18 protein-coding genes and 1 pseudogene are annotated in these 21916 nt (G+C 45.0%); 10 read left to right on the top strand and 9 right to left on the bottom strand.

The window, feature by feature from the left end; all coding sequences use genetic code 11:
• Window positions 1–13 precede the first annotated feature (13 nt).
• Window positions 14–484: a low molecular weight protein-tyrosine-phosphatase gene (locus P3X63_RS04445; RefSeq protein ID WP_277692509.1), complete on the bottom strand. Its 471-nt coding sequence runs from the start codon at window positions 482–484 to the stop codon at window positions 14–16.
• A gap of 198 nt (window positions 485–682) precedes the next feature.
• Between P3X63_RS04445 and P3X63_RS04440 the strand changes: the two genes are divergently transcribed.
• Together P3X63_RS04440 and P3X63_RS04435 are read left to right on the top strand one after the other, a co-directional pair.
• Complete coding sequence (locus P3X63_RS04440; protein ID WP_142246035.1) at window positions 683–2011, top strand: alanine/glycine:cation symporter family protein; 1329 nt, start codon at window positions 683–685, stop codon at window positions 2009–2011.
• A gap of 92 nt (window positions 2012–2103) precedes the next feature.
• Window positions 2104–2319: a DUF1128 domain-containing protein gene (locus tag P3X63_RS04435; RefSeq protein ID WP_003179785.1), complete on the top strand. Its 216-nt coding sequence runs from the start codon at window positions 2104–2106 to the stop codon at window positions 2317–2319.
• A gap of 39 nt (window positions 2320–2358) precedes the next feature.
• Here the strand turns inward: P3X63_RS04435 and P3X63_RS04430 are convergent, their stop codons facing one another.
• The gene (locus P3X63_RS04430) at window positions 2359–2874 is read right to left on the bottom strand and encodes a type 1 glutamine amidotransferase domain-containing protein (protein WP_026589575.1); all 516 of its coding nucleotides are present in this window, start codon (window positions 2872–2874) and stop codon (window positions 2359–2361) included.
• A gap of 228 nt (window positions 2875–3102) precedes the next feature.
• Here P3X63_RS04430 and P3X63_RS04425 point away from each other — a divergent pair, with 228 nt between their 5' ends.
• Window positions 3103–7410: a multifunctional 2',3'-cyclic-nucleotide 2'-phosphodiesterase/3'-nucleotidase/5'-nucleotidase gene (locus P3X63_RS04425; RefSeq protein WP_277692508.1), complete on the top strand. Its 4308-nt coding sequence runs from the start codon at window positions 3103–3105 to the stop codon at window positions 7408–7410.
• Between the two features lie 44 nt (window positions 7411–7454).
• Here P3X63_RS04425 and P3X63_RS04420 read toward each other — a convergent pair whose 3' ends face one another.
• Window positions 7455–8138 (bottom strand): NAD(P)H-dependent oxidoreductase, encoded by a 684-nt coding sequence (locus P3X63_RS04420; RefSeq protein WP_026589577.1) that lies wholly within the window; start codon window positions 8136–8138, stop codon window positions 7455–7457.
• A 131-nt stretch (window positions 8139–8269) separates the two neighbouring features.
• Here P3X63_RS04420 and P3X63_RS04415 point away from each other — a divergent pair, with 131 nt between their 5' ends.
• Window positions 8270–8650, top strand: a complete 381-nt coding sequence (locus tag P3X63_RS04415; RefSeq protein ID WP_026589578.1) for a winged helix-turn-helix transcriptional regulator — start codon at window positions 8270–8272, stop codon at window positions 8648–8650.
• Here P3X63_RS04415 and P3X63_RS04410 read toward each other — a convergent pair.
• The gene (locus P3X63_RS04410) at window positions 8647–9558 is read right to left on the bottom strand and encodes an alpha/beta hydrolase (protein WP_236251286.1); all 912 of its coding nucleotides are present in this window, start codon (window positions 9556–9558) and stop codon (window positions 8647–8649) included. The genes P3X63_RS04415 and P3X63_RS04410 overlap by 4 nt on opposite strands.
• Before the next feature lie 156 nt (window positions 9559–9714).
• On the opposite strand from P3X63_RS04410, the gene P3X63_RS04405 reads away from it, so the two are divergent.
• From P3X63_RS04405 to P3X63_RS04395, 3 genes and pseudogenes are all read left to right on the top strand, one after another.
• Entirely contained in the window at window positions 9715–10275 is a 561-nt protein-coding gene (locus P3X63_RS04405; RefSeq protein WP_026589580.1) for a TetR/AcrR family transcriptional regulator, read from the top strand.
• A gap of 12 nt (window positions 10276–10287) precedes the next feature.
• Window positions 10288–10617: a DMT family transporter gene (locus tag P3X63_RS04400; protein WP_026589581.1), complete on the top strand. Its 330-nt coding sequence runs from the start codon at window positions 10288–10290 to the stop codon at window positions 10615–10617.
• A 16-nt stretch (window positions 10618–10633) separates the two neighbouring features.
• Window positions 10634–11054, top strand: a pseudogene (locus tag P3X63_RS04395) (YvaD family protein).
• On the opposite strand, the gene P3X63_RS04390 reads toward P3X63_RS04395, so the two are convergent.
• The 3 genes from P3X63_RS04390 to P3X63_RS04380 form a co-directional block, all read right to left on the bottom strand.
• A complete protein-coding gene (locus P3X63_RS04390) occupies window positions 11020–12315 on the bottom strand; it encodes a nucleotide sugar dehydrogenase (RefSeq protein ID WP_026589583.1) in 1296 nt (431 codons plus the stop codon). The pseudogene P3X63_RS04395 and the gene P3X63_RS04390 overlap by 35 nt on opposite strands.
• Window positions 12316–12401: 86 nt before the next feature.
• Window positions 12402–13466, bottom strand: coding sequence for a Gfo/Idh/MocA family protein (locus P3X63_RS04385; protein ID WP_026589584.1), 1065 nt, complete (start codon window positions 13464–13466; stop codon window positions 12402–12404).
• Window positions 13463–14569, bottom strand: a complete 1107-nt coding sequence (locus P3X63_RS04380; protein ID WP_277692507.1) for a DegT/DnrJ/EryC1/StrS family aminotransferase — start codon at window positions 14567–14569, stop codon at window positions 13463–13465. The genes P3X63_RS04385 and P3X63_RS04380 overlap by 4 nt, the downstream gene beginning before the upstream one ends.
• Before the next feature lie 371 nt (window positions 14570–14940).
• Between P3X63_RS04380 and P3X63_RS04375 the strand changes: the two genes are divergently transcribed.
• Complete coding sequence (locus tag P3X63_RS04375; protein ID WP_026589587.1) at window positions 14941–15837, top strand: NAD-dependent epimerase/dehydratase family protein; 897 nt, start codon at window positions 14941–14943, stop codon at window positions 15835–15837.
• Between the two features lie 33 nt (window positions 15838–15870).
• A complete protein-coding gene (locus P3X63_RS04370; RefSeq protein WP_277692506.1) occupies window positions 15871–17841 on the top strand; it encodes a glycosyltransferase in 1971 nt (656 codons plus the stop codon).
• A gap of 84 nt (window positions 17842–17925) precedes the next feature.
• On the opposite strand, the gene P3X63_RS04365 is transcribed toward P3X63_RS04370, so the two are convergent.
• Window positions 17926–19620: a glycosyltransferase gene (locus tag P3X63_RS04365; RefSeq protein ID WP_277692505.1), complete on the bottom strand. Its 1695-nt coding sequence runs from the start codon at window positions 19618–19620 to the stop codon at window positions 17926–17928.
• A 222-nt stretch (window positions 19621–19842) separates the two neighbouring features.
• On the opposite strand from P3X63_RS04365, the gene P3X63_RS04360 reads away from it, so the two are divergent.
• On the top strand, window positions 19843–20727 hold the full coding sequence (locus tag P3X63_RS04360; protein WP_277692504.1) for a sulfite exporter TauE/SafE family protein: 885 nt from the start codon (window positions 19843–19845) through the stop codon (window positions 20725–20727).
• A 12-nt stretch (window positions 20728–20739) separates the two neighbouring features.
• On the opposite strand, the gene P3X63_RS04355 is transcribed toward P3X63_RS04360, so the two are convergent.
• Window positions 20740–21822, bottom strand: coding sequence for a glycosyltransferase (locus tag P3X63_RS04355; protein WP_277692503.1), 1083 nt, complete (start codon window positions 21820–21822; stop codon window positions 20740–20742).
• Window positions 21823–21916 lie beyond the last annotated feature (94 nt).

Below are 21916 nucleotides of genomic sequence, written 5' to 3'. Positions count from 1 at the left end.
TCTCCCTCCATTTTTATAAATTGTGTGTCTTTTGAATGTCTTTCAGCAATTGGCGGCAGCCTTCTGCCACGAGTTCGTACACCTCTTCAAAATTCCCCGTATAGTATGGATCAGGGACATCATCCGTCGGACAGTCATCAACATAATCAAGCAGACGCCGGATGACGGCCTTTTGCTGATATCCCGCCAGGCTTCTGACATTCCCGGCATTTTCCGCATCCATGGCGATGATGTAGTCGAATTCTTTCAGATCCTTCGCAGTGACCTGCCTTGCGTACAATTCTTCACAGCTGATCTTTTTTTCGGCCAGCAATGTCCTTGTGCCTTCATGTGGCGGTTTGCCGACATGCCAATTTCCGGTGCCGGCTGAATCAGCTTCAATCTTGCCATCCAGCCCGTTTTTCCTGAGCATGTCATGAAATACCGCTTCCGCCATCGGCGAACGGCAAATGTTGCCGAGGCAGACAAATAAAACTTTGATCATGGTGCAGCCTCCTCTATTCTTTCCCCTCTTTTCAGAAAGAAAAACGTACTTGATTTTATACTAAAGATTTTTTTCGTTTTTTCAACTTCGGGAAGAAAATCTAACTAGGCTATTGACAAATCTAACAAACTTTCAGAATATTCTAGTTAGACACAAAACGAAGGGGGATTGAAATTGCTCTCAAATATAGTCGATCAAATGAATGGTTTTTTATGGGGGCCGCCGCTGTTGATTCTCATCGTCGGCACAGGTGTTTACTTGACATTCAGGCTCAGCTTTTTGCAAATCAGACTTTTGCCTTATTCTTTAAAGCTGGCCTTTAGCAAAAATCAGGATAAATCTTCAGAAGGAGACATCTCTCATTTTCAGGCGTTGATGACCGCACTGGCCGCCACTGTCGGCACGGGAAATATCGTCGGGGTCGCTTCAGCTGTTATCGCCGGGGGCCCGGGCGCCGTGTTTTGGATGTGGCTGGCCGCTTTTTTTGGAATGGCGACGAAATATGCCGAAGCCGTGCTCGCCGTCAGATTCCGCGTAAAAGACAAAAACGGCGAAATGTCAGGGGGCCCGATGTACTATCTGGAACACGGGCTTAAGCAAAAATGGCTCGGTGTTTTATTTGCTATTTTCGGGGCCTTGGCTGCCTTCGGAATAGGCAATATGGTTCAGGCGAACTCTGTATCGGGAGTCATGAAATCAACGTTTTCCGTTCCTGTCTGGATCACGGGTATCATTGTCACCGTTTTTACAGCGCTTGTCATTCTCGGAGGGATCAAGAGCATCGGAAAAGTCACCTCCGTATTTGTTCCGATTATGGCCTTATTTTATGTGATCGCCGGGCTGATCATTCTTGTGACAAACTTTGAGCTTGTCCCCGGCGCCATCGGCTTAATTTTTTCCGACGCCTTTACCGGTCAGGCCGTGGCCGGAGGAGCCATCGGAACCGTCATCCGCTGGGGCGTTGCCAGAGGAGTGTTCTCAAACGAAGCCGGGCTCGGTTCAGCGCCGATCGCTGCCGCGGCTGCGAAAACCGATATGCCGGCACGGCAGGCGCTCGTTTCGATGACTCAGGTTTTCATTGATACACTGGTCGTCTGTTCTATTACGGGTATTTCGATCGTCATGGGTAAAATGTATTTGTCAGAGCAGAATGATGCGCTGACATCGATGACATTTGAACATTTTCTCGGTCCCGCCGGCTCCACGATTGTCGCCATCGGCCTGCTTCTGTTCGCCTATTCGACCATTTTGGGCTGGTCCTACTACGGAGAAAAATGCTTCACTTACCTGCTCAATGAAAAGTATGCGATTTACTACCGCATCATCTTTGTCATCGCCGTCTTTTTCGGAGCGATCTTTAAGGATAATTTCGTGTGGGCGCTCGCGGATATGCTGAACGGCCTGATGGCGATTCCAAACTTAATCGGCCTCCTCGGCTTAACAGGCGTCGTCATCTATGAGTCAAAACAGATTCTTGGAAAAATCAAAGCGGAAAAACAAGAAAAAGAAAAGTCCCTTTCCGTTTGATGCCGCTCGCTTTGGCGATAACGGTTCTTTTCTTCTCGGACATTTCTGTTACAATAAAGACTACGAAATCGTCAGAGAAAGGAAGTGCCTTATTGTCTGATCAGAAAACAGCCGAGCTGAACAAAATGATCGAAGAGATCTCCCAAAAATTAAACATGCTGAACATCGGCGTGATCAAAGCGGAAGACTTTAGCAACGAAAAGCTTGAAGATCTTGAATATCTCCATCAAATGGTGATGAAAAAGAAATCTTTCAGCCCGAGTGAAATGCAGGCGATCGCAGAGGAACTCGCTGCACTCCGAAAATAAACATAAAAAAGACCGGAAATCTGTTCCGGTCTTTTTTCATCAGCCGAGCAGCTTCAAAGATTCGCGTGTAAAAGCAGGGATGTCGTCAGGCGTCCGGCTTGTGACAAGCTGATTTTGGCAGACGACAACTTCCTCGTCTTTAAATTTAACCCCGGCGTTTTCCAAATCGACTTGAATCGATGTGTAGCCTGTCGCACTGCGCCCGTCCAGAGCCTTGGCGGTGATTAAAAGCTGAGGCCCGTGACAGATCGCAAACACCGGTTTTTTGTCATCCATAAAGGCTTTCGCAAACGATACGAAACGCTGGTCGGCTCTGAGAATATCCGGCGAAAATCCGCCCGGAATCAACAATGCGTCAAAATCAGCAGGGCTGACTTCATCAATGGACACATCTGTTTCCACTTGCGCCTCGCCTTGCTTGCCTTTCAGCGTTTTGCCTGTCTCTTTTTCAATAACCGTAAGCTGGTGTCCGGCGTCTTTGAACGCTTTCGCAGGCTCGGTATACTCCGAATCCTCAAAGTAATCTGTCAGAACAACTGCAATTTTTTTGCTCATATTGATCACCCTCCCGGAAGCTTCTGTCTACATAAATCCATTTACCCTTGCCACACTAAATAAAACATCCCCACATCCTCGCGACAAAGTACCTAAGTCATCCAGCAGACAGAGACAGACTTTGGAATCATTTTCTGAGTGTTTACAATATTCGCAACGAAAGTTCTACAAAACTTTACAAAAAGTTCTTACAATAGAAATTGTTACTCTAATCTGAAAGGTGGAGAAATGGTGGGAATACAGAAAAGACGGTTTTCAAGGAAAAACATTCTCCGTATTCTGCTAACCTCAGTGATGATACTCAGTTTACTCATGCCAAACACCCAGACATATGCAGAAGAACAAAATGAACACCCGCTGATCAACCTCAGCATCTTGGGTACGACAGATATCCACGCCCATATGATGGATTATGACTACTATGCCGACAAAGAAACGGCTGAATTCGGACTGGCACGAACGGCTCAGCTGATCGAAAAGTACCGGAGCCGAAATCCGAACACAATTCTTGTCGACAACGGCGACTTAATTCAAGGAAACCCTCTAGGGGAATACATCTTCAAACATGAACGTGAATCGATTATCTCCGGAACGAAAACACACCCGATCATTGATGTCATGAACAAACTGCATTATGACGCCGGCACGCTCGGAAACCACGAATTCAACTACGGCCTTGAATTCCTTGACGGCACGATAAAAGGGGCCGAATTTCCCATCGTCAATGCCAATATTAAAACACCGGACGGAAAGAACAAATATACCCCATATCATATTGAAGACCGGACGGTGACGGATGAAAGCGGCCAAAAGCACCAGCTTAAAGTCGGCTACATCGGCTTCGTTCCGCCTCAGATTTTAACATGGGATAAAAAGCACCTGGACGGCAAAATCACAGTGCAGGACATCACCGAATCAGCGAAAGAAACGATTCCAAAAATGAAACAGGAAGGCGCCGACGTGATCATCGCGATCGCCCACTCCGGAATTGAAAATGGCGAACAGGCGGCGGGAGCCGAAAACGCCGTTTATGACCTGGCTCTCAAGACGGAAGGAATAGATGCGATCATCTCCGGACATCAGCACGGTCTGTTCCCCGGCACCGACTATCCCGGTAACGGCGTGATCGACAACCAAAAAGGAACGATCAACGGCATTCCTGTCGTCATGCCGAAGAACTGGGGCAGCCATTTAGGAATTATCGATATGCAGCTTGAACAGGACGGCGGCAAATGGACAGTGAACAATGCCAGCGCAAAAACGGAAGCGATTGCCGGAAATGTGACGTCGCGAAACGAAACCGTCGTTTCCGCGATTAAAGACACGCACGAAAAAACGCTTGAATATGTCCGCGCGCCGGTTGGCCAAACGGAAGCCGATATTAACAGCTTTTTCGCACAGGTAAAAGACGATCCTTCAATCCAGATTGTCACAGACGCACAAAAATGGTATGCGGAAGATGTCATGAAGGGAACGGAATACGAAAACCTGCCGATTTTATCAGCGGGCGCGCCGTTCAAAGCAGGAGGACGCAACGGTGCTGATTATTATACAAATATTAAAGCAGGAAACCTTGCGATCAAAAACATCGGCGATTTGTATTTGTACGACAATACGCTCTATATCGTCAAACTGACGGGAAGCGAGGTGAAGGACTGGATCGAAATGTCGGCCGGGCAGTTCAATCAGATCGATCCTTCAAAATCGGGTGAACAGGCGCTCCTCAACCCCGATTTCAGGTCGTATAATTTCGATGTCATTGACGGTGTGACCTACCAGATCGATGTCACACAACCGGCAAAATACAATGCCTCAGGCGGGGTGAAAAATCCGCAGGCGAACCGCGTCAAACTGTTGTCTTACAACGGAAAACCCGTCCGCGACGACCAGGAATTCCTTGTCGTCACAAATAATTACCGCGCCTCCGGGGGCGGCGGATTCCCGCATCTGACTCAGGACAAAGTCGTTTATGCGGCGGCAGATGAAAACAGGCAGGTACTCATGAACTACATTATGGAAAAGAAAACGGTCAATCCCGCCGCAGACAACAACTGGTCGATCGCTCCGATTAAAGGAGCCGACGTGACATTCGAGTCTTCCCTCCTCGCCAAACCGTTTGCTGAAAAAGCGCAGGACATCGATTTTGTCAGGGAATCCGAAAACAAAGGATATGGCGTCTATAAGCTGAACTTTGACGGTTCAGAGCCTCCAGTTGATGATGAAAACTGGACATTAACAGTCATGCACACGAACGACACGCATGCCCACCTTGATGGAGCGGCAAGGCGCGCTGCCAAAGTGAAAGAAATCCGCAGTGAAACAGAAAACAATGTGCTGCTCGATGCCGGCGACGTCTTTTCCGGCGATCTGTATTTTACAAAATGGAACGGGCTCGCCGATTTGAAACTGATGAACATGATGGGCTATGACGCCATGACTTTTGGCAACCATGAATTTGATAAAGGACCGAAAGTGCTCGCAGACTTTCTCAGCGGAAACGGAACCGCGGTTGACCCGGAAAACACATACCGGTTTGAAAAGCCGGATTTTCCGATCGTCAGCTCTAATGTCGATGTTTCAAAAGAACCTGAACTGAACAAATTTCGAAAAGAGCCGTCTGTCTTAAAGGCGGGCGAAAAGAAAGAAAGCGGAATCTACCCATATATTCTGCTAGATGTAAACGGGGAACAAGTCGGCGTCTTCGGGCTGACGACGGAAGATACGTCATATACGTCAAGCCCGGGGCCGAACATTGTGTTTCATGACGCTTATCAGTCAGCGGAGAAAACGGTCAAGGAACTGAAAGAAAAAGAAAAGGTCAACAAGATCATCGCCCTCACCCATCTCGGCCACAACCGCGACCTTGAGCTCGCCAAAAAAGTGAAGGGGATCGATCTGATCATCGGCGGGCATACACACACACTCGTCGATCATTTGGAAGTCGTGGAAAATGAGGAGCCGACGATCGTCGCACAAGCAAAAGACTATGGGCAGTTTTTAGGGAGAGTCGATGTTACATTCGATAACAACGGTGTCATCCAAACGGACAAGTCAAGCTCTCATTTGATCGCGATTGATGAAAATACCGCGGAAGACAGCGCCGCCAAAGAGGATCTCGACCGTTTTAAAGAAGCCATTGAAGACTTAAAGACAAAGGTCGTCGGCTATGCCGATGTCCCGCTTGACGGAAAGCGCGAGCATGTCCGCTCAAAAGAAACCAACCTCGGGAACTTCATCGCTGACGGTATGCTGAGGAAAGCGAAACAAGCCGGCGGCGCTGATATCGCGATCACAAATGGCGGCGGAATCAGAGCAAGCATTGACAAAGGAGAGATTACACTCGGCGAAGTGCTCACCGTCATGCCGTTCGGCAACACGCTTTATGCCGCTGATTTGACGGGAGCGCAAATTAAAGAAGCGCTCGAGCACGGCGTCAGTCAGGTCGAAGAAGGCGGAGGCGCTTTTCCTCATGTAGCGGGTTTAACCTTTACATTCACATTGAGCAAGCCTGAAGGAGAGCGTATCCTTGATGTCAAGCTTGTCAATGAAAAAGGAGAATCTGAGCCGCTCGATCCGAAGAAAACGTACCGTGTCGCAACCAACAATTTCATGGGCGGCGGCGGTGACGGCTACTCCGTCTTTAAAGAAGCGAAAAACGGTGTAGACCTCGGGTTTACAGATTACGAGATTTTCACCGAGCAGCTAGATTCGTACGATGCGGTTTCGCCGAACATCGAAAACAGAATCACTGAAGTATTCCTGCCTGAAAAGCAGGCGGACGGCATCTGGACACTTGCTGAAAAGCCGTTTCAAACATACGCGGCAAACGCCAACCAGGCGATCGTCTATTTCCCTGACACAGAAAAAGAAAACATCAAGCTGAGCATGACAAAAGCACAGACTGATCTAGTAAAGAAAAGAACAAATGATCCAAACATTACATTGAAAAACGATAAAATCGCCATGCATCTCCCGGCCGTCAATCTGGCCAGCGAAGAAGCAAAGATCGCAATCAAGATCACAAAAGACATCAAACAGGCTGTCACAAACGTCTACGACTTCAGCATTCGGCAAAAAGGAAAAGCCGTCAGCACGTTTAAAGAGCCGGTCGGACTGTTTTTCCAAGTCGATCAGCCTGACAAAAAAAACAGCGTTTATTTTGTCGACCGGAAAAACAACCGCTTCACAAAGGTGAAAAACGGCTATAGCAAAGGGCATACGGTTGCCGGATATGTGAATCATTTCAGCGAGTATACCGTGTTGAATGCCAAACATGCCGGAACGCCTCCCGCAGCCCCGGGCGACGGCGGAGATGGCGGCGAAAAGCCTGCAGGACCTGACAGCAGCAATGGCGGGTCCGGCACTGATGGAGACGGCCATGATGACGGTCAAGCCCCACCGGATTCGTTCAACGGACAATTGCCTGATACGGCGACGAATATCTATAACTGGCTGATGCTCGGTTTTCTGCTGGTCGCTTTCGGGGGCGTCCTTTACCTTTATCAGCGGAAAAAACGCAGCCTCAAGCAAATGTGAACATAAAAAAAGCGATTCCGCCCGAGGCGGAATCGCTTTTTTCTTTAGTTTACCCATTTAACGACTTGATCAAGCTCCTGTCTTGTTTTCGGACGCGGCTCTTTGACGCGGTATCCGAAGGCGACCATGACGGAAACGTCAAATTTTCCATCTTCAAGCAGCCCTTCTTTTTCCAAGATGTCGTGGACTTGGTCATAATCGAAGCCTTCGATCGGGCAGGAGTCGATGCCGATCATCGCTGCCGCCGTCATCATATTGCCGAGCGCGATATAAGTTTGCTTAGAGACCCAGTCAAACATCGCCCGATCGCTTTCAAGCAAATGAAAATCGGATTCTTGAAATTTACTCAATACACCGCCCTTTTTAATCATGTTTTCCTTAATTTCAGGCGGCATTTTTTTGACATTGTCCAGATGCTCTTCAATATAGTCGGAATCATACTTCATTTCCTGAGCGGTACGGCCGAGCAGCAATACGAAATGGCTCGCTGTCGGAAGCTGCCCCTGTGCTCCCCATGAGACTGCACGCAGCTTTTCGCGCAATTCTTCGTTTTGAATGACAAGAAATTTCCACGGCTCAAGACCGAATGAACTCGGTGACAATCTGCCCGTTTCTAAAATAAAATGAAAATCTTCGTCTGAAATCTTTTGATTCGGGTCAAATTCTTTCGCGGCATGTCTAAATTGATATGCAGCAAGTATATCTTGTTTTTTGGATTGATCTGCCATGATGGTTTCTCTCCTTTTGCTCTTTAGTGTATTTTCCTTTTTCAATTCCATTCTAATGATTATAATGAGAATAAGAAAGTACGCACATTTTTGTGGTATAGTATCATTTTTTATACTAAGGAGAGAGAAAAATGAAAAAATATCCGGGAGCATGCGAAACAGCGGGAGGCTATTCGTGTCCGGTGGAAGCGACGATTGATATTATCGGCGGCAAATGGAAAAGCGTGATTTTATTTCATTTGATCGATGAAAAAAAGCGATTTAATGAACTGCGGCGTTTGATGCCCGGTATAACGCAGCGGATGCTGACCCTGCAGCTTCGCGAACTGGAGCGCGACGGAATCGTTCATCGCGAAGTGTATAAACAGGTTCCGCCGAAAGTCGAGTATCGTTTAACAGAATTCGGCAAGACCCTGATCCCGATCATTCATCAAATGATGAACTGGGGATTGTCATATGCCGCTAAGATCGATGAGGCGCGCACTAGATCGGCGGCGGCTGAAAAGCTTTAAACAGAGTGGACCGGCTCAACTTTCAGCAAAAAGTCTCTTATGTTGTTAAAATACGCCTCCGGATTTTGGCTGAACCCGCCGACATGTCCGGCTCCTTCAATGACATAGAGCTTTTTGATTCCTTTTTTGCGTTCATACAGGCTTTTAGCCATTTGCAGCGGGACAAGCTGATCATTTGTCCCGTGAATAATAAAAAGCGGCGTCTCTGTCTCTTCAAGGTTTTTGACAGGTGAAATATCAGAAAGGCTCCAGCCGTAGCGCTGTTTGATCAGACGGCTTGTCAATGGAATCAGAAACGGAACAGCCCATTTGACAGCCGCTTTCAGCTGGAACCGGCATAGTTCGGTTAAATCGCTGAAACAAGAATCGGCAATACAGAACTTGATTCTCCTGTCTTGTTTCATCAATTCAACGGCAGCCGCCGCTCCCAGCGATTCGCCGAGGACGCCGATATAAAGGTCTTTGCCGAACTTTTGTTCAAGCTCATCCGCCCACATTGCCAAATCGTGCTTCTCAAAAAATCCGTAGGAAACGTGCGATCCTCCGCTTAAGCCGTGGGCTCTGCTGTCGCACAGGAGAACGTGGTAGCCGAGCGACTGAAACAGTTCGACATATTTGTAGCCGCCAAACAGCGACCATTTGATGCCATGGGCGATCATGACGGCTTTCCTGCTTTTTGGAACAGGAAAAAGCATCGCATGCAGCTGACAGCCGTCCTTAGACGTCAAAAACAGCTCCTCTTTTTGATGTGAATCGAAGACATCATCAATGATTTCCCCATTTTTGACACCGCTAAAGAAAGTTTCTTCATAACTGCTCCTGTGCGGCAGTACAAACAAATAACTGACAATCAAACTGGCGGCGAAAATGCTGAGCCCCAGCCCCAACATGATCAACAGAATTCCCATCCACACGGTCCTCACCCTTTTCGTCCTGTTTAATCACATTGTATTCTCAGGTTGATTTGGGCGTGAGTGTGAAGAAGTTTACATATGTTTGATTTCGGTATACAATACCATTGGTACCAAAATGTTTCCCTAAGTACCAAAAAGGAGGAAGCAGGATTGAAAGAACGGATGATTCAAGAAACAATTCAACTGATTCAGCAAAAAGGGTTTACCTTTACGATGAGCGATTTAGCAAAACAATTATCCGTCAGTAAACGCACGATTTATGAATGTTTCTCTTCAAAAGACAACCTTGTTGAGCAAGTGATCGATCATGTAATCCAGCAAATTAAAGAAAAGGAGAAAGCCATCACGGCTAATGAACAGCTCGGGGTAATCGAAAAAATCGAACAAATCTTGATTTCCGTACCGGCTGATTTTGAGTTAATGGATATTCGCTTATTGACGGAATTGAAAAAATTCCATTATGAACAATGGCTGAAACTTGATGTGTTTTTAAAGGAGGATTGGTCTGTTGTTGAAGATCTGTTCAAACAAGGGATCTCGCAAGGAATGATTAAAGAGATCCATTTGCCGCTATTCATTCAAATGTACACAGGGAGTCTGAGTCAGATTTATGATCCCTCTTCTTCTCTGAAAAACCGGTTTACAATGGGAGAAATTTTGACATCAGCCGTCGATATTCTGATCCACGGCATCAGTGCGAAACAAAAATAGGGGGAAACAGCTATGCATTGGCTTTACTTATGTTTGGCAATCCTTTTTGAAACGGCGGGTACAATCAGCATGAAGCTTTCAAACGGTTTTTCAAAGATTATTCCGAGCATTCTGCTGCTTGTTTTTTATGCTGCGAGCCTGGTGTTTTTAACGCTTACCTTGAAAACAATGGACATCGCGGTCGCCTATGCGGTTTGGTCCGGATTGGGAATCGTCTTCATTTCCGTTATGGGGTTTCTTTATTTTGGTGAGAGTATCAGTCTCCTCAAAGTGATTTCGATCATTCTGATTATCACAGGAGTCGTCGCTTTAAATGTTGCAGAGCATCGGCCAATTAATTGAAGCTGGAGGAAAAACTGTGAAATATGTAAAACCACTAATGCTTATTACAGATATCGGCTTTATTTTATACTGGTTTGTTACACTTTTTCACCTCATTCCGGAAGAGGCGGCCTTCAAGGATTATCACAATCCGGTCATCGTCGCTTGGAATTGGTCGTTTTTGCCGCTTGATATTTTGATTTCAATCAGCGGCCTGATCAGCTTATATTTGCATAAAAAAAAAGCGGCCGCTATGGAAAAACGCCGCTCTCATTTCTCTTGTGTTAACGTTCTGTTCCGGACTGCAAGCCATCGCTTTTTGGGCGTTCAGAGGGGATTTCGATCCGGTCTGGTGGTCTTTCAATCTGTTCTTAATGATTTACCCTCTATGTTTCATCCGCATTGTGATGACCGATAACACAGCTACGAAAGACCATTTCCAAGCTGGACGACTTTAGCTTTCCCAGAGTCGTCTCTTAAAACGCCCCTCGTATCAAAGACGACTTTTGCATGTTCTAAGAACAAATCTTTCGGAAGTTCGGCATGGTCTGTTAACACGACGACACAGTCATATTGTTTCAAAGTCTCGGAATTGATCGGTTTGCTGGAAAGCTTTTGACCGTGAAGATCAAGCTCCGGCACGTACGGATCGTGATAGGAAACAGCGGCCCCCATGCCGATCAGCTTCTCGATGATATCGAGCGATTTCGATTCGCGCATATCGGCCACATTCCGTTTATATGTCACACCGTAGATGAATATATTCGCCTCCGTCGCTTTATCCTTGCCCGCCAATTGCAATGAGCGCTCGGCAATATAGCGGACGATTCGATCGTTCGTCGCCTCCGACAGCTGGATAAATTCGCTTGAGAGGCCGATTTTTTTAATCATAAACTGCAAATATAAAGGGTCAACTGGTATGCAGTGGCCGCCGATGCCCGGTCCGGGATAAAATGCGGAAAATCCGTAAGGCTTCGTGCTTGCCGCTTCGATGACTTCCCAGACATTGACGCCGAGTTTGTCGCAAATCATCGCGAACTCGTTAATAAATGAAATATTAATAAATCGATACGTATTTTCCAGCAGTTTTGTCAGCTCGGCAGTTTCCGGAGATGTCACCGGCACGACCTCTTGGTAAATCCCGCTGTATAATCGATAGATGCGGTCAAGACATTGAGCCGTCGTTCCTCCGACCACTTTCGGAACGACTTCGATCGGGAATTGATTGCCTGGATCGACCCGCTCAGGCGAATAGGCCAAATAAAAGTCTCTTCCGCAAGTCAGACCGCTCCGCTCTAAAATCGGTTTGACGATGTCTCTTGTCGTGCCGGGATATGTCGAGCTTTCCAAGACGACGAGCTGGCCTTTTTGCAAGTGTTCTGCGATCGATTGCGCCGCTTTTTCCACATAAGCCAAGTCGGGTCCGGACTGATCATCGAGCGGTGTCGGCACGCAAATGATGACCGCGCCGGCTTCTTTGATCATCCGATAATCCGCAACAGGGCGAAATAAGCCGGACTCTATGCCGCTTTGCACCGTTTCGCCTTTAATATCGGATATATAGCTTTTTCCCCTTTTTAAACAATCGATTTTTTCTTCGTCCAAATCAACGCCGATGACCGGCATTCCTTTTGCGATTAACAACATCGCCAAGGGCAGGCCGACAAACCCTAGGCCTATGACTGCTATCGTTTTGTTTTGACTTTCCTGATCCTTCATTTATAAAACCGCCCCTTCTATACATACCTTTAATAAAATATGATTCATATCTTTTTTTGAAAGGGACGATTTACTATTTCACAAACCTATTTCTTGTTCATGTCAGCCGTTTGAAATGATGGAAGCGGCAGTTCGACGACTCTTTTGGACAGTGCAGATTGATAGATGCCAAAAATGGTTTGCAACGCTTTTTTTCCTTCATATCCGTCAATCAAAAGCGGTTCATCTGATTGCACGGCGCTGATGAAATTTTGGTACATGGCGGTTTGCTCGCCCTCTTGATCAATCAGCTTTTCCGCTTCTTTCCTATCCTTCTCTTTCCCGGCGATAAACCAGCGGTTGATCTTGTTTAAAGATGGTCCCTCCAATGAAATCGCTCCGTTTTCCGCAAAGATCGAAAGCGAACTCCCCAGATTGTTTGGCTGTGTGACAATATTGGCTTCGATAACCCCCTTTGCCTGATTGCCAAAAGTCAGGACGCCAAGGGCCACATCTTCCGTTTCCTTTGCGGGTGAAACGGTCAGCATATCACCGTATACGCTTTTTACATCGCCTAAAAACCATTGCAAAAGATCGATCAAATGTATGCCCTGGTTGACAAGCATACCACCGTCCTTTTCCCAGCTTCCCCGCCATGCGGCCGCCTCATAATACGCAGGAGAGCGGTTCAAGCGAAGCGAAACGGCGCCTAAGTATGGCTTTCCCAATTTGCCTTGTTCGATCGTGTCTTTTATTTTTCTCATGATCGGCCGGTGGCGCATTTGATGGCAGACCATAAGCTTCAGACTTTTCCGCTCCGCCAGCTCAATGATGTCGTCGGCATCTTTCAAAGACAGTGTCATTGGTTTTTCCAAGACAACATGCTTTCCCGCCAGCAAAGACTTTTTCGCCATTTCCGCATGAAGTCCGGAAACGGCGGCAATGATCACGGCTTCGACGTTCTCATCAGCAAGCAAATCGTGATATTGTTCATAGCGCGCGATGTTTCGTTTCGTGCTGCCCATCGCTGCATAGTATTCAGCCGCTTCCGCCATTCTTTCGTTTTGTACATCACTGACTGCCGATAGTTCCGCCCCGTCGCACAGATTGAGGGCGCGCAGATGTTTTCTGGACATGTAGCCGCAGCCGATCAGGCCGAAATGAAGCGTCACTTTTGCCCGCCTCCTGTGCCAAGCAGGACGGAGATGACCTGTTCTTGTTCTTCGTTTGTCAGGAAAGGATCCATCGGGACGGCGAACAAAGTTTCCGATAAAGACTCTGCGACAGGAAAATCTCCTTTTTTGTATTTCAGAGAAGCGTAAACATCCTGCAGATGAAGACAGCACGGATAGTAAACACCTGAGTGGATGTCCTCGTCCTTCAGCAATTGCATGATCTCCTGGCGATTTTTCGCGCCGATACAATAGAGATGATAGATATGTGTGCGGTCCTCCTTTTCCGCCGGCAGTGTAAATGAAGCTTCTCGCAATGATTCATTGTACTTTGCAGCGATTTTCCTTCTTTGTTCATTCCAGCCGTCGATCTTTTCAAGAAGAATCAGCAAAATGGCCGCGTGCAATTCATCGAGCCGGCTGTTATAGCCGATTTTGTCGTGAAAGTATTTTTTGCTCGTGCCATGCGTTCTGAGCGTTTTGACCCGTTGGGCCGCCTCAGAGTCCGAGATGGTCACCATGCCTCCGTCACCCAAGGTTCCCAAATTTTTCGTCGGAAAAAATGAAAAGCAGGCTGCATCCCCAAGACTGCCGACAGGGCGGCCTTTATATGTGGCGCCGAACGCCTGGCACGCATCCTCGATCACAATCAGTTCATGCCGTTTGGCCACCGCCGTGATTTCATCCATATCAGCCGGCTGGCCGAAAAGATGAACGGGAATGATCGCCTTTGTCGCCGGTGTGATTTTTTCCTCTATTTTAGCCGGATCAAGATTGTAGGTTTCCCGATCGACATCGGCAAACACTGGAGTCGCACCGACTCTTGAGACGGCTTCGGCGCTGGCGAAAAACGTAAACGGCGTTGTGATGACTTCATCTCCCTTGCCGATGCCGAATGCTTCGAGCGTCAGCACTAACGCGTCCGTACCGTTCGCAACCGCTACGGCTTCTCCCGCTCCGAGCTTTGCGGCTATTTTTTTCTCCAGCTCCGCGACTTTCGGCCCCAATATATATTGGCCGCTGTCTAATACAAGTTCGACTTCATGTAAAATGTCGGCTTTCACCTTTTGAAACTGCTTTTTTAAATTGATTAGCGGAATCATCTATTTTCCTCCTTGTTCGGCAAAAATCCCAAGATAATGTATGATCCCAGATGACAACTTGCCACGGCTGATGTTTTTTAAATGTCAATTTCGGCTTATAGCAGTAAACAGACAGCCTATAGCAATCAAAAAAGAAATTCATAACATATTAAGACAAATAGAATAAGGATTTACAGCGTTTTTCATCATGAAAACGAGATGAAGCCGGCATTCAATCCATCCTGCATTTTCAACCATAAAATGAAAAGAAAGGAAGGTTGCTATCATGCAAAGCAAAATCATTTCCAGAAAGAGAATTTTGATAATATGACATTCTATTTCTTTTTCTCCAATCCGCAAAGGCATATCGTACTAGATTGGATGAAATATCAATGAGTCAGCTCCCTAAAATATTAATCACCGGAGCGGGCGGATTTACCGGCCGGCACGCATGCCGGCACTTTTCGCAGGCGGGATTTGATGTTACGGCCATAACAAGGGTCAAGGCACCTGAAGGGAATATTAAAATTGAACGCTGCAACCTGACAGACAAAGACGCGGTAGCAAACTTAATCAAAAAAACAAAACCTCAGTATCTCCTTCATTTAGCCGGACAAAACCATGTCGGGCAGTCTTGGCTTGATCCTGTTTCAACACTGGAAAACAATCTTTTATCCACTTTGTATTTAATAGACGCTCTTCGTCAGGAAAGTCCCGAATGTAAAATCTGTGTTGCCGGTTCCATTTTGCAGTTTGATTTAAAAGATCTGTCTACTCTTCAACATCCATACAGCCTCAGCAAAACACTGCAAGTCTTGGTTGCTCAAACATGGGAACATCTTTACAACATGCAGATCATCATTGCTAAGCCGTCGAATTTAATAGGACCTGGATTTTCCAAAGGCGTTTGTTCGGTTTTCGCTCGCAACATTGTCGACATGGAAAAAAATAATGGAGAAAAGGTCCTTGAAGTTGACAATTTAAACGTTCAGCTCGATTTTTTGGATGTACGGGATGTGGTCCGTGCTTATGAAATCCTTTTAACAAACGGCGAACCAGGGGAAGTTTATGTAATTGCCACAGGCAGGAGCCATTCTCTTAACGAAGTGGTCCATATTTACAAAAAACTGACAGCAATCGAATTTGAGATCAAGTCGCGAAACAATGAAAAAACATCAGCAAAACCGGATCTGGACCCTGCCAAAATAATGAAATTAGGATGGAAACCGGTTATTTCGCTGGAATCATCACTAGCTGATATTTTGAAATTTTATCGTTCAAACATGTGATTGAAAAATCATACATTTGAAAGGTGGATGGAAATGAGAGATGTAGGGATAGTGATGCCCGTTTATAAGCAAACTCCTGAATATTTGACATTAGCCCTGCAGTCGATTCTGCTGCAAAGCTATCAGAACTTTTATTTTGTCATCGTTTCAGACGGCGCTCCCCCTGAAACTGTAGCTGTCATCAAAGATATAACAAAACAAGACGACAGGGTTCACATTATTCTTAAAGAAAAAAATGAAGGAGTAGCAAAAACCTTAAACATCGGGTTTGACTATTTGATGAAAATAGAAGAAGTTAAATATTTCACATGGGTTTCAAGTGATAATATTTATTATCCTGATTTCATTGAAAAGCTTCGGCATGCATTGGAAACAGCCCCGGCCAATGTCGGGCTGTCTTTCAGCAGCTTTCGGCATATTGACCATAAAGGGGATTATTTAAAAGAGCCAAGCTTAGAAGAATTTTACAAGTATCAAAATCAACCGAAAGAAAACCTTCTTGATGTTTGTTTTATCGGTGTATCTTTTATGTACAAGAAACAATTTGCAGCTATGATAGACGGATATCACCTCGAACCTGTTGAGGATTATGAGTACTGGCTGCGCCTGACAGAGCATTGTGATATTGTTTTTATCGAAGAAGTGCTGATGGAATATCGAACCAATTCCCCGCTGAGTGTATCTGCTAAACTAAGAAACTCAAAAGAAGAGCACCGCAGATGGAGATATGCTTTTAACCTCGCTAGACATCAAGCAAGAAATCGAAGAAACATTCCTTATCTTTTAACCATTATTTATCCTGTTCAAGACGGGTCTGAAAAAACAATCGAAAAATTAGAGCAATTGTTAGAGCAATCATTTAGCAATTATAAGCTGATCATTATCGATCGAACATTGGATCAGTCTGCTATCCAAACAATGAAAAATATTGAAGATCCGAGGGTTGTCCTGATTGAATTACCGGGCGCCACTGAAAAAGACGCTATACGTAAAGGTATGCTTGGTGCAGATACGCCTTTCTCTTTAATTTATGGCAAAGGTGCATTTCCGTCTTCAATCCTCGCATTGTACGATATGATTATTAAAGGCTGTGACACGAAAGAAGAATCAGAACAAACTCCGGTTGCCATTATCGATAATGGATATCGTCTTGTGAGCACCCGTTCTGTCATATTGGGAGAAGATTACGAGTTCGGGGAACTTTATGACACAACAATTTTGAAAATCAACTTATTTCAAAACAAGCAGCAGATTCGTTTACCGAAAGTATTAGTCAATTCCGTACCAAAAAGCGGAACTCATTTACTGCTGCAAATTATCCTCGGAATTCCGGGAATGAGACGGACCGATTTCTGGGTTTTCGAAGAAAAGCATTTAAAAGATCTTAAACCAGGATACGTAGCCACAGGCCACTTTGCACACTCTGCAGATCGGGAAAAAATATTAAATGAAACAGATATCAAAACAATATTTATCTATAGAGATTTAAGAGATATAGCCGTTTCACTCGTCCATTTTGTCATGATCAACAAATATAATCATCCATGGAATCCATATATGAAACATCATTTGAAAAATCACGAAGAACGGCTGATGGCGATCATAAAAGGTGCTTCACTAAATCAAGAAGAACAAGCTGAATATGGAATTGGCTTGCTGCCAAATATACTTGACTTCACAAAAAACTTTTTACAATGGGCGCAAGCTTCCGGAATCTGCATCGTGACGTTTGAAGACCTTATGCGCGATGAAGCTTCGCAAAATAAAACGATCATGCACATCATCGATTTCTTATGGGAAGATCTTCAGTCATTACAATTATCAAAGCAGCAATTGCTTCAAAAAATGAAACAAAATATTCATTCCAGCGCTTCAGATACATTTAGAAAAGGAAAAATAGGAGATTGGCAAGAGGAATTTAATGAAAGCCACAAGCAAGCGTTTAAAGAAATAGCGGGAGAAGCACTGATCCAATTAGGGTACGAAAAAGATAACAACTGGTAAAAAGAAAGCAAAAAATCGCCGGGAATCGTTCAGATCAGGTTCCCGGTTTTTATAAAACTAAAAAATCCCTTTCAAAGGGATTTTTTAAATGACATGTTTTAACTCATGAATCATATTCAAGAAGCGTTCCGCGTATTTTTCCGGCGCGAAATGGTCTTCAATGTGTTTCAGAGCATTCCGTCTAATCTCTTCTCTTAAAACACCATTTGCAATGAGTTCTTTCCCTTCTTGTACCGCTTGATGGATGTCTCCAAGTTCAAAAAACTTCCCTGTTACATTATGGGTAATAAAACTGCGCACTCCGTCGGAATCGGTTGTCAGAACGGGACACCTGCAAACCATCGCTTCAAGTACGGCATATCCGAACCCTTCTACTTTAGAGGTGGAGCATAAAAATCCCCCCGAATCGCCGATGATGGAAAAGTATTCGGCCATTTTTTGATGCGGCTGGTTTGCATAAACGGTCAGATGCTCTTTCAGATTCAGCTCGTTTATTCTTTCTGCAAATGCGCTCCTTTCTTCTTCTTCCGCCAATGTACTGTCTTCAAACATCCAAAGTTGAATGGAATCATTTTTCTGGATCAGCTTTGCTCCGATAGAGAGAAAATCCCTCCAATTTTTATTTTCTTCCAGCCTTCCCACCCAGCCGATAATCGGGTTGTTTTGTTTCGGAAGCGTCTGATAGTGGAACTCCTTTGTGTTAAAGCAATTATGAAAACAAAATTTCTTTTTTGCAGGAAAATACTTTTCAAACGCTTGCTGGAGATGCGGTGTTTGCGGATATAAAATCGCATCACTGCATTCATTGACGATAGAATAAGCATGGATCTCCAAAAACTCATCTACATACTCTTTATTGTTGCCCAGCCCTTGCACTTCATAAATCAACAGCCCTTGATATACAAATTCTCTTATGGTTTTCAGCAAAAGAAGGTCTGAACCGACTACAATGGCATCATAATTTTCTCTAAAGATGATCTCTTTAATTTCGTCTTCATAATTTGTTATAAAAATAGAGGTATTCACCTTGTTTTGCAGCCCTGTTCCTTCTTGTAAATATAAAAAATCACATTTTACACCGAATTGGTGAAGAGCATACAAACGCTGTCTGTTTAATGTTTCCACACCTCCGCTCGGCACAAAAAAAGTAAAGAGAATCTTTAGGTTTGTTTTTTTCACTGCGGGACCTTTAATTGTTCCATCAGCAGCCTGGACCATCTTTTTGCCGCCTTCACTCCATTTCCAGCAGCCAAACAGACCGGGTTCGTTTTGAGCCGGTTTTCTGTTCATATGTTCCAAAATTTCAGATTGTGTTTTTGCTTTACTCCAAATTCTGATTTCATCAAGTTTTCCGTTAAAGTCACGGGTGCCAGATCCCTTGAAAACTCCCGATGGAACAACCGTTTTGAAGGTGCTGACATTCCCCTTTTTAACAAATTGCCCGTTAATATATAGAAAGGGCGTTTTATCCTGGTATACCAGTGCAATATGTGTCAAGTCGTTTAAAGGCGAGGGAAAGGTAAAAGCCAAAGCCTCTGTTAGAACCGCTTCATGTTCGTATACTGTAATACCGTTTGCTCCAAGTGAAATCCCAACACCGGCCAGAAAAGATCCACCGCCTTCTCCATTTACGCCGGAAACTGGTATCACAGCATACCGTTCCTCCTTTACTTCCGGAACTGGCTTGGCCCAAAACTCTATTGTGAATGTATCTTGAATGTTCTCGAATAAATGTTTTGTTATGCTTTTATGCTGATCATGAAATGTATGGTATAACATCGCTAAAATCCCTCCAACATTCTTTTTATCATCATATGCTCATTCCGGTTTCCGGAGTAGACCTCTGTCCTTTCGCCCATTAAAACCGCCGAATCTCTCAGACAGCTTCATTATTTAACAGAGTACCTCCGGTGTTTAACCACACCGCGAAGCGATCGAAGCATAGAATAACTTAGATATCATATATTTAGTCCTCACCTATTTTTCACAAGGGGTATGGCTATGAGAAAACTGATGATCTTTGCAATGATAGGCTTTTTCGCTCAGCTCATTGATGGTGCGCTCGGAATGGCTTACGGCGTTACTTCGGCATCGCTTTTACTGACGTTCGGAATCGCCCCGGCAGCAGCTTCGGCATCGATTCACTTTGCAGAAGTCGTGACCACCGCCGCTTCAGGTGTTTCCCATATGAAATTTGGAAATGTCGACCGATCGGCTTTATATAAATTGATCATCCCCGGTTCTGTTGGTGCATTTACGGGGGCATGCTTTTTGAGCAGCCTGCCCGGCGATGTTGTTAAACCTTTTATTTCTTTGTTTCTATTCATATTAGGGATATATATCCTGTTTCGTTTTCTATTTAAATTTCATCCAAGCAGTCAGAAAAAATCGATTGATTTGACAAGAAAACAGTCAATCGCTTTAGGGTTAGCCGCGGGTTTTGCCGATGCAACCGGAGGCGGCGGATGGGGACCGATTGCAACCCCTGTATTGTTATCGAAAAAGGGAGCTTCCGTTAGAAAAACCGTCGGTACAGTGGATACAAGCGAGTTTGCAATTGCGGTTTCTGCTACTGCAGGTTTTTTGATCTCATTAGGCTGGGAGGAAGTGAATTGGACATGGACGATTGCCCTGATGTTAGGCGGAATTGTTGCAGCTCCTATTGCAGCCTGGCTTGTGCGGATTTTGCCGGCATATTTGCTGGGAGTCCTTGTAGGAGGCTTTATTATCGTCACCAATGTCCGGAGCCTGATTCTCTTCTGCTCTATCACCGCTTTATGGAGTGCCGCTATTTATGCCACCTTATTGATCGGATGGGGGGTTTCCATTTTTTATGCGGTGCGCCGTCATCGTAAAAATAAAAACAAAAGCCTACTTGACAAGTAAGCTTTTGTTTTTTTATTTGTTTATTCCTAATTTTCCTTCTAACAATTGTTTATTATGAAGAACTGACTTATCATTTGGACGATATTTCCGTGCCGCTTCGTTATGCTGGTGCGATTTTTCAAAATCTCCTAAATTATAATAGCAGACACACATTTGCAGATGAGGATACCAGGTGTAGTAGGCCGGATAGCTGAAACTCCATTTATTGGAGTCCGGAACGAGTTTTGTCGCCTGATCATACCAATAGATGGCCGCATGGAATTCCCGTCTGCGCTGAAAATTGTAGCCGATTCGGCTGCACGTCTCAGCACGCGGCGTTTTCGAGAATTCAAAAGACTGGAACAGCGATCTGAGCTCGTTTTCCATATCTCCGAGAAAGCGGTAGCAGTCCGCTTTATTAATGCAGGCGTACACTTTATCTTCAATCCAGCCTTCTTTCATGGCAATGTTTTGATCATAGCTTTCGATCGCTTTTTCGTAATGGCGGTTTTCTCTCAATTCATTTCCATAGTAAAAGTAGTCTCGCGCTGAAAACTCGTCGCCCCGATCAATTTTCTGCTGGTAAATATTCAAGTTGCGTCCGACGGAATGGCGGATTTTTTTATGTGTGACAGAGATATCGGCATTGATGATATTCCCGTAGACTTCAAGATACTGGTGACAGTCGCCTCTCCATTTAAAGTTTCTCTCCCTTTTCACTAAACGGTTGCGGCGGTATCTCAGCGTCACATTTCCGTATTCGTCTGTGCCGGCGTCATAGTACATTGAAACCGAATCAACCGATGGGTCCAGCGTTTCCTTCAATTCTTTTAATTTCTTTTGATCTTCTTCAAGCAAAACATCATCCGCATCCAAATAAAGAATGTAATCTTTTGTGGCATGCTTAAATGATTCATTTCTGGCCGCCGCAAAATTGCCGATCCATTCAAAGAAAAAGACGCGGTCTGTGTACTCTTTCGCGATTTCGACCGTTTTGTCAGTCGACCCTGTATCGACAATATTGATCTCATCTACGATGTCTTTCACGGTATCAAGACATCTTGCCAATACTTCTTCTTCATTTTTGACTATCATACATAGGCTGATCGTGACCAAATATGTTCACTCCTTATCATGATATCTTCACTTCAATAGATTATGAGTGAAGCAGGTTTCTTGTTTGTACCATTGCCATAGTTCAAAAAGAGTG

Source organism: Bacillus sp. HSf4 (assembly GCF_029537375.1).
Classification (GTDB): Bacteria; Bacillota; Bacilli; order Bacillales; family Bacillaceae; genus Bacillus; species Bacillus sonorensis_A.
The sequence above is the reverse complement of the archived record's forward strand: the minus strand, read 5'-3'. Positions and strand labels throughout refer to the sequence as shown.